The sequence below is a fragment of the Paenibacillus sp. FSL K6-0108 genome (assembly GCF_045040695.1).
GTDB lineage: Bacteria > Bacillota > Bacilli > Paenibacillales > Paenibacillaceae > Paenibacillus > Paenibacillus pabuli_B.
In genome coordinates, this window is sequence record NZ_CP150288.1 from 7,257,833 (window position 1) to 7,271,715 (window position 13,883).

The 13,883-nt window shown below is 50.0% G+C and carries 9 protein-coding genes; 6 read left to right on the forward strand and 3 right to left on the reverse strand.

Annotated elements, in window-relative coordinates; all coding sequences use genetic code 11:
• Positions 1-217: 217 nt before the first annotated feature.
• Positions 218-5,413 (reverse strand): fibronectin type III domain-containing protein, encoded by a 5,196-nt coding sequence (locus MHB49_RS32860; RefSeq protein ID WP_405154402.1) that lies wholly within the window; start codon positions 5,411-5,413, stop codon positions 218-220.
• A 471-nt stretch (positions 5,414-5,884) separates the two neighbouring features.
• Here MHB49_RS32860 and MHB49_RS32865 point away from each other — a divergent pair, with 471 nt between their 5' ends.
• Positions 5,885-6,508 carry an acetate uptake transporter gene (locus MHB49_RS32865; protein ID WP_062322933.1) on the forward strand — a complete coding sequence of 208 codons (624 nt, stop codon included), beginning with the start codon at positions 5,885-5,887 and terminating at the stop codon, positions 6,506-6,508.
• A gap of 172 nt (positions 6,509-6,680) precedes the next feature.
• Positions 6,681-7,229 carry an acyl-CoA thioesterase gene (locus MHB49_RS32870; RefSeq protein ID WP_379383682.1) on the forward strand — a complete coding sequence of 183 codons (549 nt, stop codon included), beginning with the start codon at positions 6,681-6,683 and terminating at the stop codon, positions 7,227-7,229.
• Between the two features lie 44 nt (positions 7,230-7,273).
• On the opposite strand, the gene MHB49_RS32875 is transcribed toward MHB49_RS32870, so the two are convergent.
• Both MHB49_RS32875 and MHB49_RS32880 read right to left on the reverse strand, forming a co-directional pair.
• Complete coding sequence (locus MHB49_RS32875; protein WP_405154403.1) at positions 7,274-8,350, reverse strand: anthranilate phosphoribosyltransferase; 1,077 nt, start codon at positions 8,348-8,350, stop codon at positions 7,274-7,276.
• 18 nt (positions 8,351-8,368) lie between these two features.
• Complete coding sequence (locus MHB49_RS32880; RefSeq protein WP_192271773.1) at positions 8,369-8,962, reverse strand: ANTAR domain-containing response regulator; 594 nt, start codon at positions 8,960-8,962, stop codon at positions 8,369-8,371.
• Between the two features lie 452 nt (positions 8,963-9,414).
• Here MHB49_RS32880 and nirB point away from each other — a divergent pair, with 452 nt between their 5' ends.
• Genes nirB through cobA form a run of 4 tightly spaced genes read left to right on the forward strand, consistent with a single transcriptional unit; the run spans position 9,415 to position 13,878 of the window.
• The gene (gene nirB, locus MHB49_RS32885) at positions 9,415-11,859 is read left to right on the forward strand and encodes a nitrite reductase large subunit NirB (protein WP_405154404.1); all 2,445 of its coding nucleotides are present in this window, start codon (positions 9,415-9,417) and stop codon (positions 11,857-11,859) included.
• Between the two features lie 16 nt (positions 11,860-11,875).
• Positions 11,876-12,193, forward strand: coding sequence for a nitrite reductase small subunit NirD (gene nirD / locus MHB49_RS32890; RefSeq protein ID WP_405154405.1), 318 nt, complete (start codon positions 11,876-11,878; stop codon positions 12,191-12,193).
• Between the two features lie 36 nt (positions 12,194-12,229).
• Positions 12,230-13,111, forward strand: coding sequence for a formate/nitrite transporter family protein (locus tag MHB49_RS32895; RefSeq protein ID WP_405154406.1), 882 nt, complete (start codon positions 12,230-12,232; stop codon positions 13,109-13,111).
• Complete coding sequence (gene cobA, locus MHB49_RS32900) at positions 13,108-13,878, forward strand: uroporphyrinogen-III C-methyltransferase (RefSeq protein WP_405154407.1); 771 nt, start codon at positions 13,108-13,110, stop codon at positions 13,876-13,878. The genes MHB49_RS32895 and cobA overlap by 4 nt, the downstream gene beginning before the upstream one ends.
• Positions 13,879-13,883: the final 5 nt, after the last annotated feature.

The following is a 13,883-nucleotide window of genomic DNA, read 5'->3' on the forward strand; positions in this document are numbered from 1 at the left end:
CCTGGAAAATAATCGGAAAACGGCTCTGTGAAGCCTAATTGAAAGCACAGATCCCAATTTCAACAAGCAAGTTCACCCCACTATCTTCATTATCAAACAGTTGTGTCATTATTGTGTATGTTTAAAAAAATACCAAAAAGCACCCCTCAATCTACAGGTTGACCCACAGGGCTGGCCTATATCGATTGAGAGGTGCTAGATGATTAGATCACTTTAATTAATGTGTAACCTTCACTGTAATGACTTCACTAGAAACCGATCCACTCTCATTAATCCATTCCGCAACGTATCCATACTCGCCAGGAGCACGATCTTTAATCACCAACGTTGCTGTCTGCGCATTCGGGGATGCTGCAGTCAGCGGTTGGCTGTCGATTTCTTGACCGTTCTCATACAGACGATAAGAGGTGGCATTCGTGCCCCACCACATATTCATCGTAATGGTGTAGTTTCCATCCCCGTCCCAGTTGTCATGAGAGAGCACCGGCTTCGCTGGTGCTGCATCACGAACGATTACGGTATGCGGAATGCATTCGGTCGTTCCCTTTGAATTGATCAGTTCGCAAGTATATACATACGTACCGTTTACCCGGCCCGAAATATCCGTGGATGCCTTTTGGGCAGAAGGGCTTGAGGCCGTAAGCTTCTGTGTATCGATCAATTCACCGTTCTCATACAATTTATACTGTGTACCATTATTCCCCCACCACATATTCATCGTGATGGTGTATGTTCCATCCGCCAATCCGTCCCCATGTTGGTTATCATCAGACAAGGAAGGTACACCTGGTGCACCTGTGGCTTGGTCTGCGGCGATGACTGTCACTTCCACGGAAAGCTCGGTGATGAGCCCTGCGCCGTTCACTGCCTTGGCAGTAAAGATGTGTTTTCCAGCCAGACCGGTCAATGCAATCTCATCACCCTGTTCAACGGCTTTGCCATCCCAAGTCAATTCCAGAAGCGTGATTCCGGACTCCGGATCTTCCGCCTTCACATTAACTTGGAGTACATCCTCTTCACTCATCTGTTCAGCAGGCATGCCGGTAATGACCGGTGGTGTCGTATCTTCTGTTTCTTGCGGAGCCCCTACATAACGAATATTCGGTGCCGCTGGCTGCTCCATGCCTACTCCCAGATGAAAGCTGGTATGTGGCGGCTGGTTATAGGCTACATTTTGCCAAGCTACCCCGAGGCGGTAGACCGGATCATGCATTAATGTACGAATACGCACATCCGTCTCATCTGTCGTCGTATAAATGCGTAATTCGGAGCTGTCCTGGCTGCGCCACATCACTTCTTCACGCCAGTCTCCAAACAGATCTGCCTGCAAACTCGGGTTGGCTTTGGTGCCATTGTTCGAAGCCGCACCTGTTGCTGTCAGCAAATTAACCGTTGTTTGGTTCTCGTAATCCCATTTGTCGATTCGAATATCATCCTGAAGCTCACGCAGCAGGTCACCGTCCCACCAGATGCCGAAGTTGGTGGACGATGGAATCTTCGTCGTAATCAGTTCCCCCTGAGCGCTGTAGAGCCCAGTGATCGGGATATGTTCAGCGTTGGTAATTGTCGCGGCCCACACTTCAGCCCCCGGATAATTCGGATCAATATCCGCTGCCATGCCGCGTCCGGTATCGATGCCTGTGAACACACCCCAGAGAATCTCTCCTGTTGCCGCATCACGCATTTCCATGCCGTACTGCGAATCTTTATGTTCGTGTACGTCAAACACTTCCAGCCCTGGACGAGTCGGGTCCAGATCACTAAGATGCATGGCATCGCCATGACCCAGCTTCGTGTTGTAGAGAGGTTTGCCATCATCATCGATGGCCATTGCGCCAAATGTAATCTCATCCTTGCCGTCGCCATCCACATCTGCAACCGAGAGATTGTGGTTCCCTTGGCCTGCGTACTCACCGTATCCTTCGTCGTTGGAATCAAAACGCCATACTTTGCTCAGCTTGCCATCACGGAAATTATAGGACGCCAGTACGGTACGCGTATAATATCCACGGCTGAACATGGCACTTGGATGTTCACCGTCCAGATACGCTACAGCGGCAAGGAAACGGTCCACCCGGTTTCCATAGCCATCACCCCAGGATGCCACATCTCCACGCGGAGGATCATAGTCTACTGTGTCCAGTGCTGCTCCCGTTTCACCATCGAACACGGTCAGGAATTCATCCCCAAGCAGAACGTAACCCGAACTGTTCCGGTGGTCAGCGTTGGCGTCACCAATCACTTTTCCCAGTCCATCAACGGTACCATCTGCGGTGCGCATCATCAGTTCGGCCCTGCCATCCCCGTCAAAGTCATACACCAGGAATGGAGAGTAATGGGCACCCGCACGAATATTCGGCCCCATATTGATGCGCCAGAGTCTTGTTCCATCCAGCTTGTAGGCATCCATATAGACAATTCCGGTATATCCGGATTGGGAGTTATCCTTGCCGTTGTTAGGCGACCACATCAGCACAATCTCATATTCGCCGTCACCATCGACGTCGCCCACGCTGGCATCACCCGCATAGTACGAATACGGCTGTCCGTCTTTTGTATATGCATCGGCAGGCTTTTGCAGAGGCACAGACAGATACTGCTCCTGCCAAACGCCGAATTCCTTCGTCGCCGCTTTTTCAATACCGTTTTCTACGGTCATGACCCGGTATTTAGAAGCATCCGTTCCTTTGTCATCCGTAAAGTTGGTGCTTCCCGTTATTGGCTCATTGTTGAGTTTCACACCATCCCGATACAGATTGAAGGCTATAGTGTCGGCATCCAGGCCCAGCATGCGCCAGCCGATATAGTTGCCGCTTTCTGTTTTTACAGCGACCGGAGCACGGTCCAGATATTCCATTTCACGATTCAGCGTCGTTGCAACTGGTGTTTCGAGTGCAGCCGACAGTTCGGATACCCCACCTGCATTCACAGACGCCACTTTATAGAAATAAGGAATGGTGCTCAGAATGGTGGAGTCTGTGTATGCCGTCTCTTTGGTACGAGCGATCAGATCATACGGCCCATTCTGCTTCACAGCACGATAGATTTGATATGCACGCGCTCCCGCTGCTTCCGTCCAACTGAAGGAGACATCATTTTTGTTAATACTTTGTAACGACAGACCAGTTGGGACCTCCGCCTTGTCTACAGAAGAATCAATCGTTGAAACAGACAGAGCATTGGATGCTACCGACTCTGTACCTGTACGATCCGCAGCCGTTACCGTATATACATAATTCATGCCCAGGTCGACCTTGTTGTCGATATAGGTTGTTGTGTCGGTGGTTGCCAGCAACTCAGCCTTGGCCGCCCCAGTTGTCTGACGGTATATCTTATACTGTACGTCATCCGCGATAGCGTCCCATGACAATGCAGCGGTGATCGGATCACTCTCCAGATCCAGGCCATCCAGTTTCAGATGGGAAGGGGCCACCAAGACGGGTGTAATCTCAAGCCCGTTGAGATGCGCCGTTTGCCCGCTGAAGACCAGATTCATCTGCCCATCCTGGACGTTGATCTGATTGATCACTTTTTCGGCAATATTTTGAGCACCGGAGGATACGGTTCCATAATCTTTGCCTTCAATGTTGACGTTGGTCCGCGCCGAACCAATCCAGTCCCCGGTGTACGTCTTGACCGAATAGGTACCATTCGGCAGATCCACTTTGAATTCATATGAGCCGTTAAAATAAATAACGAAATCACGACGCAGGTTATCCGTCGCACTGCCACGATCCCGATCGGCCATATTCACGGAAGACGTTAATCCATAACCGCGTTCAGGCGTATAGAGCGTATTCCGATTGACTTCCGTATACCCTTCAGCAACCGGAGAACCTACTGGGCCAAAATCATATCGATACGCTGCCGATTTGGTGGTGAAGCTGACTTCATCCGAAGGATCGGATTCGCCCCGGCCATTCACAGCGGTTACTCGAACTGTGTACGACTTGCCTTCGACCAAACCGCTTAGCGTTAATGTAGGTACAGTAGCTGTTCCTGCCAACTTGTATGCAGATTCCGCTTCTGTTGAGAGTTTACGGTACACTTTGTAGATGTCTGCCGTATCATCTGCCGTCCATTTCAGTACCGCACCCGCGTTACTGATGCTGCCAGCCTTCAATCCGGCAGGTTTGGCTGGCAATTCAGCCGGAACTTCAGCATCCTGAATCGCTTCCGATAGTGGCAGATCCAGCTCACGAACCGCATTTGCAACGAGACGGGCAATCTGAATCGCTCCATATTCCTGGAAGTGTGTATTATCCGCTGCCCCGTTTGGGAACGCCTGATAGATGCCAGGTGAGACATGGAGGAAGACAGACAATGTCGCTTCCGGTCCAATGGAATCATAGTACGCAATGCTGAGTGCGCTAAGATCGATCAGCTTCACATTCTTCTCCGAAGCTACCTCTTTCATCGCTTGCACATATTCAGGGAAGGACACATTGAATTTGCCTGTGTCTGCGTTAAAGTCCCTGCGACCCATTGGGGTGACCAGAATTGGTGTAGCCCCCCGCTGCTGCACACCGTCTATGTAGGTTTTCAGATAGTTTTTGTAATCGGCTGGCGAAGCATAGCGGTCTGGAACACTGATCGTTGCATCATTATGTCCGAACTGCACGAACAGATAATCTCCCGGACGGATAAGGCGTAAAATCTCATCCAATCGGCCTTCGAAAATAAAGGATTTGGAGCTGCGTCCACCGATGGAATGGTTCTTAATCTCCACAGCATCACTGAAAAAGGACGGGAACATTTGCCCCCAACCCGCTTGGGGCTCCCAGTATGGATTATAGGTCTGCATCGTGGAATCACCCGCAAGATACACCGCAGGTTTGCTGCCTGCCTCGCGTTCCTGTTGTTTGGTGATGACGAGCGCATTGATATTGGCGGCCGTTCCGGAGAATTCAAAGTTCATCTGCCCATCCACCAGTGCAATATCGAAGCTCATCTCCAGATATTCACCCGCTGGTTTGGTGTTCTGCTGAACCTTGTTCATGCTCTCCACTTTGATCGCAATATCCGTGGTGCCAGCACTGTCGCCAGCGACAAGGGAGACGGTATAATCACCGCTTGGAAGGTCCACCTTGAATCCGCCCCCATCGGCGATTGTGGCATAATCGGATTTAATCGGATCACTTGTACCCCGATCCTGTACCGTTACCTTAGACACATCAGTGAAGCCATAGCCACGTTCTGCTGAATAAGCCGCAGTCACGTCCACGCCAGTATACCCATTTGCAACAGCCCCTGAACCAAAGTCGTATTTATAAACACCTCCACCCGCAGCTTCATCAGCCGATGCGGCTGCACTCGCTGTTGGCGTGCCAAACATCGTCCCCCAGCCCAGACTTGAAATGGTAAATACCCACAGGAGCAAAATGATGCCAACTTGCCTCGTCTTTGCGATCATGTACATCCTTCCTTTCGTTTCCTCATCATTGAATGATTACAGCCAGAACGATGGTACAACCCGTAAGTAAGCGCTTGCAATTTGCTGTTTAAAAAAGAATGTTTCCGATTTAATGAATCACCTCTTTAATTTAAATTTTTTAAATTCTTTAATGCTTCACATCAGTAAACTTTGAGGCAAAGGTTTTCATTTCCCCTCGATACTATCCCTTCTTCCAGGGAATGAACATGTAATTTTCCGTCTTTTTCCACCAAAAAACCGATCTGTTCATTTATGATCTCTAACATAAGCCTCACAAGGGATCGGAAATTGCTCCAAAAGGTAATAAAATCCCTTTTCATACGTAATTCATTCAGGTACAATAGGGCGATGTGTGTGTCCGGACCAGGCGGATACGAATTAAGAAATATAGAGGACGGTTCGGTTCTAGCGGATCATCCTGATTTGATTATTTGGAGGCTCATCAACACCATGCAAACCGATTCACAGACTAAAGTCAAAATCATAAACGCCGATCCCAGCGCGATGGGATTATTTGGGCTGGCCATCGTTACTCTGGTCGCTTCCTCCCAAAAGCTTGGCATCACAGACGGCCTTAGCTACGCCATTCCTTGGGCGATTTTCCTGGGTGCCTTTGCCCAGCTGTTCGCCTGCATTCAAGATTCCAAACGCAACAATACGTTCGGCACAACTGCCTTCGGCGCATACGCATTCTTCTGGTTCGCCATGGGCGCCAACTGGCTGATCAAAATGGGCGTGTTCGGCTCCACTCTGGCAGAACAAGCAGATGGCAAGCAGCTCGGATTTGCTTTTGCCGGATATCTTGTGTTCACCCTGTTTATGACGCTGGGTGCCGTGGAAGCCAACAAAGTATTGCTCATCATATTCATTCTCATCGACTTCCTGTTCCTTGGTCTGACCTTTGACGCTTTCGGCGTAGCTCCTCATATCTTCCATACCATCGCAGCGTATGCTGAAATGGGAATTGGAATCGTGTCCTTGTACGGCACAGGCGCTTCTGTACTGAATGCTCATTTTGGCTACACGTTCTTGCCGATCGGCAAGCCGTCCGGCATTTTCAGACCCAAGGCTTAATATACAGCATCAAACCGCCCGCGCGCCGGTCCGCGCCTGGCGGTTTTTTTTGAATTATGCCTTCAATTGAATATCCATTTGACGGGCACCTATACTAGAACTAACATATAGAGACGATGGACTCGGCAATCTTCCAGAGTGCATTAGCCATACTGTCAGGAGGAAAAAGTGGATGAGAGAGATACCTAAACCTACAGAGTTTGACCAAATAGAGAAAAAATACATGCGGGAGACACGTTGTTTCAAGACGGCAAGAGTGTTCCCCACTGATGTCAACAATCATAACACGTTGTTTGGCGGAAAACTCATGTCCTACATCGATGACATCGCGTCCATTACAGCATCCAAGTTGTGCAGGGTCAATACCGTCACAGCTTCAACCGATTCAGTCGATTTCCTGTATCCGATTAACCCGACCGATTCGGTGACGTTGGAATCCTTTGCTTCCTGGACGGGACGAAGCTCAATGGAGATTTTTGTGAAGGTGATCCGTGAAGACCTCAAGACCGGGGAAAAGAAGATTGCGGCGACCGCATTCCTCACCTTTGTCGCTTTGGACGAAAATAACCGTAAACTCATCGTACCCCGCATCATTCCGGAGACGGAAGAAGAGAAGAAATTATACGAGACAGCTCCAGCCCGGGCAGCCATGCGGAAACAACGGCGGGAAGAGAGCAAAAAATTTGCCGACTTCCTTACCGTTACCTACCCTTGGGAATAAGAGAAATCACTCCAGCTTCACAATCCAGGGGTCATCCAACATGCTTATCTGGACGATGCCGGAAATGTGGATATTGCTCTGCTATCCGGCAGTTCGCCACCCATGGCGACACACCACTGTTGATAGATGCGATAAGCAGCGCCGCTCTCCAGCAACCCCTGGCATGTATAGATACCTTCTTCTATTGAATTGACACGCCCCGTCGCATACAGACGGAATCCGCCATTCAACAGAACCTGGTTCACAAAAGCGATATGCCCATTCCCGCTTAACACGGCTTCACCTACTTCAAGCTGTTTGGCTGCCGTCCACACCAGCTCCGGTGCAGGAATATCCAGGTCATAGGCGGCTGGGTCTACCAATTCAAGCCTCATATCGCCCTGTTCCACGGCATAGACCCGAGTTGGCCGATCGATATACAGGTCTTCCGAACCCTCCATCCCCTGTACAACATAAGCCCGACGATACTGGAAACGGGTGAGCAGCTTGGCAATCCGATCCAGAAACGTATTATGAAATACACCAAAAACCAAATATGGCGATTGGTTAAAATTAATCAGTTTCTCCGCCGTGTTCAGAACTGTACGAAATCCAAGCTCTTCCCGCAAAGGACGGAGTTGCCGGAGAGGGGCGCACCACTCCTCGGATGAAACATACATCACTCCTGTACGCAGGGCAGCACTTCTGGCATCTTCACGATCCATCTCCCATGTATTAATCCCCGCTTTTCTTAACAAAACCGATAACGTAACTCCCCACTTCGGTGGCAGAGGTTCACTTCCATGCAATGTCACCGGAAGGCCCGCAGCAGCGAGCACAAACGCAGTCGGAAATGTGGCCATAAAGGACTTAGTGCGTCCATCATACGGGCCAGCGCAATCCAGTCCGTCCCGAAATATGGACAGACGCTCCGCATGGTTCTGGCAAGCATGAACAAACGCTTCAAGTTCTTCGACATTTTCCATCTTCATTCGCTCAGCCATAAGAAAGGCAGCCGTCTGGGCAGGCGATACCTCCTGTCTGAGAATTTTTTCGGCTACAGCCAGTGCCTCCGCATAATGCAGATCACGCGAGCCTCGTTTCCCTCGCCCGACTTCCCTGAGTATCTCGGACATATCCACAAAAAAACCCCCTTCCCATTAAGACTGGAGCAGTTGATGTGCCTTCACAATGGCTGTTGCCACATCCACCATCCGTTTACGTTCATCCATCGCTTTCTTGCGCAGCAAGTCATAGGCCTCCGATTCGGAAATCTGCTTCAGATCACACAGGATTGCTTTGGCCATATCAATCCATTTCCGGTCCTCCAGCCTGGATTGCAGCTGCTTGCGCTCCTGCTCCCACTGCTTGCGTTCCATATAACGCTTGGCTGCAAAATGAAGGGTCCAGTGAATCTCCGGCCCGCTCATGGAGGGGGTGAGTATTCCGTCAAAGGACGTCTCCACCTCGCAAGATTCTGCCGAAGAAGAGGCCGTATCCGGGGCACACCACCAGAGCAGTGGTGTGTCCGACTTCCCCTTTCCAAGAGATTGCACCCAATATTCCATGTCTGCCAGAGACAAATGAAGGATGGATGCGTCAGCTCCGCCAGCCAACTTCAGCGCCTCCGTCTCACTGTCTGTCACCTGCACATGATACCCATTCGCTCCAAGTAGTTTCTCCGGGGTCAGAGGGATTGCATCAATCGAGGCAGATAGTGTTGGCTGAACACGGATGACCAATAAAGATCGCATGATGGATCAATCCCTCCCTATTACATTTGGCATACTCAGATAAAAGGGGAGTATTGTCTGTTCTCTACCCCACACTTATGTCACATTACCTTACAAAATAAACAAATCTGTATTTGATGACATCCATTGTTGAAGTGAATCTATGTCGTTCGCTCATAATGTCGATAAACACATGTAAACATAATTAACTTTAAATTTCAAATACTTTTTTATGTTAACTATATTGACATGTAGAGACGGATCTTTTATAGTTAGGCCATAACAACTCCATATTTGAATCGATCACAGCTACAACGGCGTAGCTGATGGAAACGGCAATGAAGCCTGTTTTGCAATCTCGGAGCAAGGGATGCGTATGTATATGCGCAGTCCTCCGAGGCATAACAGGCTTTTTCTATTTTAGAGCAATGTTTTGGGCATTTAGCAGAATGGAATCAAGGGGGCTAACTACAATGAGTACAACGAAAAAATTGGTACTGGTCGGCAATGGCATGGCAGGAATCCGAACCATTGAACATATTCTCAAGCTCGCACCACACGCTTATGAAATCACCGTCTTCGGCGCCGAGCCGCATCCCAACTACAATCGCATTATGCTCTCCTCTGTCCTCGCAGGTGGCATGAGCATTGAAGATATTGTGATCAATGATTGGAGCTGGTACGAAGACAATGGCATTCAGGTATACCCTGGTGACCCTGTCATCCAGATTGATGCCAATCGCAAGGAGGTTGTATCCCGGAATGGTGTACGCGCAACCTACGATGAGCTGATTATGGCGACAGGCTCTCAAGCCTTCATCCTGCCACTCCCGGGAGCGGACAAAGAAGGCGTGATCGGTTTCCGGGACATCAAGGACTGCGAGACAATGATGGCCGCATCGCAAACGTATCGCAAAGCCGCCGTCATTGGAGGTGGCTTGCTTGGACTGGAAGCTGCGCGGGGCCTGCTCAATCTGGGCATGGACGTGACGGTCATCCACATTAACGGACATCTGATGGACCGGAATCTGGATTTGCCAGCAGGTCTAATGCTCCAGCGGGAGCTTGAGGAGCAGGGTATGAAGTTCCTTTTGAACAAACATACCGAAGAAATCACAGGTAAACATCGGGTCAAAGCCATTCGATTCACCGACCAAACAGTGCTTGAAGCCGATCTGGTCGTCATGGCCGTCGGAATAAGGCCCCAGGTTGAACTGGCCCGTCAGGCGGGCCTGGACGTGAGCCGAGGTGTTATCGTGGATGATTATATGAACACCAGCATACCTGGCATCTCGGCTGTGGGCGAATGCGCAGAGCACCGCGGGATTGCATATGGACTGGTGGCCCCATTATATGAGCAAGGCATGGTACTGGCAAAGCGTCTTGCGGGTGCGGCAACGGAAGGTTATGAAGGATCTGTGACTTCGACGAAGCTGAAAGTATCCGGTGTAGACGTCTTCTCCGCAGGACAGTTCAAGGATTCTGCGGACACCCGCAGCATTCGTATACAGGACGACGTGGATGGTGTCTACAAAAAGATGGTCCTAAAAGACGGAAAGCTGATTGGAGCTGTATTGTTTGGCGATACAACAGATGGTGCATCCCTTTTCTCCCTCATAAAAAGTGGTGAGAACATTAGTGGACGCGAAAAAGAAATATTGCTCGGCGTACCCTCAGGTTCCGGTTCAGGCTCTGGTCCATCCATTGCTGAACGCATGGCAAGTATGCCAGATGACGAGATCGTCTGTGGATGTAATGGTGTTACCAAAGCTGCCATCGGTGATGCTGTGCTGAACAAAGGATGCAACACACTGGGAGCCATTAAGTCCTGTACCAAAGCCTCAGCTTCCTGCGGTGGATGCAAACCGATTGTGGAATCATTGCTTGTCCATTATGCAGGCGATGCTGTGGGTGAACAGGTGAAAGAAGGCATCTGTGGCTGTACTTCCTATGACCGTGATGAGATTGTTTCCCAGATCAAGGAGATGGGACTGAAAACCGTGAAGGAAGTTATGAACGTACTCGGTTGGAATGAGCCTGAAGGCTGCTCCAAATGCCGTCCATCCCTCAACTATTATCTCGGTATGATCTGGCCGACCGAATATGAGGATGAGCGGGTATCCAAATTCACAAATGAGAGGTATCACGCCAACATTCAGAAAGACGGCACGTATTCCGTTATTCCACGGATCTATGGCGGTGTCACTTCCCCGGCAGAGTTGATGAAGATTGCCGCAGTTGCGGAGAAATACGATGTACCCATGGTGAAATTCACGGGTGGGCAACGGCTCGATCTGCTCGGTGTACAGAAGGAAAATCTTCCGAAGATTTGGGAGGAGCTTGATATGCCTTCCGGCTTCGGTTATGGCAAGGCACTGCGAACCGTCAAGACATGTGTGGGCAACACTTTCTGCCGATTCGGAACACAGGACTCCATTGAGATGGGCATTCGTCTGGAGAAAAAACTCGACAAGATGGTCGCTCCTGCCAAAGTGAAACTCGCTGTCTCAGGTTGTCCACGGAACTGTGCAGAGGCCACGATTAAGGATCTGGGTGTTGTTGCAATTGACGGAGCATGGGAACTGCATGTCGGTGGCAACGGTGGAGTTAAGGTCCGTGCAGCCGAGCTGTTATGTACGGTGAAGACTGACGCCGAAGTGGAAGAGTGGACTTACGCTTACCTTCAATACTATAGAGAGAATGCACGATGGAATGAGAGAACAGCGGCTTGGATTGAACGGGTCGGTCTGGATCATGTAAAAAAAGCACTGGAAGACCGCGACGTACGTCTCGCACTGGTAGAAAAACTTGAATTAACACTGGGGCGTACCGTCGATCCATGGAAAGAAATCATCGAGAACGATAAATTGCGTAAAAACTTCACTCCCTTGGCTGATGCACAGCCGACAGCCCACTAGAAGAGGAGGACCAGCCATGAATAAATTAAGAATTGGACACCTTACGGATATTGATGAGAAAGGATCACGAACATTTAAAGTACAGGATACTGAAATAGCTGTCTTCAAATTGAGTGACGGAAGTCTGCACGCTGTAGAGAATCGCTGCCCTCACAAGGGCGGCAGACTGTCAGAAGGCATGGTATGCGGGACGGCAGTCCATTGCCCCCTGCATGATTGGAAGATTGATCTTCGCAGTGGCAAGGTACACGAACCGGATGAAGGTTGCCTGAACACGTACCCGACAGAAGTGGATGGAAACAGCGGGGAAATCTACATCACCATTGCAGGTTAAAGGTTAAGTTACCCTGACATCAAGGAGGAATACGCTATGGATTTTGTTAAACCGGCAGAAGTATTACAATCAATGGTCGAGGCAGGAGAAAACAAAGCCAGAATGAACCGGGTACAGCTGCTGATCCGAGGTTTTTTGGCGGGAGCTATCCTTGCTTTTGCAACAACCCTGGCGTATACCGCTGTATCTCAAACTTCCGTTGGTTTGGCAGGTGCATTGATTTTCCCAGCGGGGTTCGTCATTATCATTCTGCTTGGACTTGAACTGGTCACTGGGAGCTTTGCCCTGATTCCGCTCGCGGTGCTGAAACGCAAGGTCCGTGTGATAGATATGCTGAACAATTACTTGTGGGTCATTGCGGGTCATGTACTCGGATGTTTATTCTATGCTCTATTATATGGGCTGACTCTTACCAAAATGGGGACGGACATGAGCAACCCCCTCATCCAGACGCTGATCCAGACCAGTGAAGCCAAAACTTTGGGGTATCAACACCTTGGCGGTGCAGGTATCGTTCTTGTGGTCATCAAAGCGATTCTATGTAACTGGATGGTCACTCTCGGCGCGGTCATGGCGATGACCTCCACTTCTACGCTCGGTAAAATTGTAGCCATGTGGTTGCCCATCACCATCTTTTTCGCACAAGGGTTCGAACACGCTGTAGTGAATATGTTCGTCATTCCGGCAGGCATGATGCTGGGCGCTGATGTCAGTATTGCAGACTGGTGGCTGTGGAATCAGATTCCCGTGCTGGTGGGCAACTTCATTGGCGGTGCAATATTCACAGGATTTGGCCTTTATGCAGCTCATAGATGGAGAAGTCCTGTCAAGCTTTCATCCACGCTGGCAACCATTCCGGGTGGCCGTTCAGGACTAGCCAGTCCCGATACTGCATCCAAGCTGGGGACACCATCATGAGCCGGGGCCTGGTTAGTATCGTAGGTGCAGGTCCTGGAGATCCCGAGCTGATTACGGTAAAAGCCCTGAAACGTATTCAGTCTGCAGATGTCATTCTGTATGATCGACTTGTTAATGACCAGTTGCTCGCGGAGGCTCGTGAAGGAGCTCTTCGGATTTACTGCGGCAAAGCCCCGGGTCTGCATTCCATGTCTCAGGACATGATAGGACGTATGCTGGTCGCGCATGCGGCTGAAGGCAAACAGGTTGTTCGGCTTAAAGGCGGTGATCCGTTTATCTTTGGACGCGGAGGAGAAGAAGCCCTTGTGCTGGCACAGGCAGGAATTCAATTCGAAGTCATTCCAGGCATCACTTCGGCTGTGGGTACATCCGCTTCATCTCTTGTTCCCCTGACTCATCGCGGTGTAGCTTCATCCTTCGCATGTGTAACCGGAACAGGCAGCGACGGAAACGTATCCTCTGTCCGCTGGGACCTGCTCGCCCATAGTGTAGACACTCTGGTGATCTACATGGGCATCAGTCAGTTGCCACAGATTCAGCATGAATTGCTCCACCATGGCAAAAACGGCTGCACGCCAGCGGCTCTCATTGAGCGAGGTACCACCTCACAGGAGCGAATCATTACAGGTACTCTTGCTGAACTTCATTCACTCGCCCTGTCGCAAAAAGTGAGCAATCCGGCGTTAATTATGATTGGTGAAGCCGTCCGTGTACGCGAACAGATACTTCAACTGCAGCAAGCGGCCAACACTTCCATGACAGGATAACCTAT

What these genes read in the sequence shown, in the direction of transcription:
- MHB49_RS32895 (WP_405154406.1), top strand. Translation starts at nt 12,230, where the DNA reads ATGGATTTTGTTAAACCGGCAGAAGTATTACAATCAATGGTCGAGGCA.
- MHB49_RS32860 (WP_405154402.1), bottom strand. Translation starts at nt 5,413, where the DNA reads ATGATCGCAAAGACGAGGCAAGTTGGCATCATTTTGCTCCTGTGGGTA.
- MHB49_RS32870 (WP_379383682.1), top strand. Translation starts at nt 6,681, where the DNA reads ATGAGAGAGATACCTAAACCTACAGAGTTTGACCAAATAGAGAAAAAA.
- nirD (WP_405154405.1), top strand. Translation starts at nt 11,876, where the DNA reads ATGAATAAATTAAGAATTGGACACCTTACGGATATTGATGAGAAAGGA.
- cobA (WP_405154407.1), top strand. Translation starts at nt 13,108, where the DNA reads ATGAGCCGGGGCCTGGTTAGTATCGTAGGTGCAGGTCCTGGAGATCCC.
- nirB (WP_405154404.1), top strand. Translation starts at nt 9,415, where the DNA reads ATGAGTACAACGAAAAAATTGGTACTGGTCGGCAATGGCATGGCAGGA.
- MHB49_RS32880 (WP_192271773.1), bottom strand. Translation starts at nt 8,962, where the DNA reads ATGCGATCTTTATTGGTCATCCGTGTTCAGCCAACACTATCTGCCTCG.
- MHB49_RS32865 (WP_062322933.1), top strand. Translation starts at nt 5,885, where the DNA reads ATGCAAACCGATTCACAGACTAAAGTCAAAATCATAAACGCCGATCCC.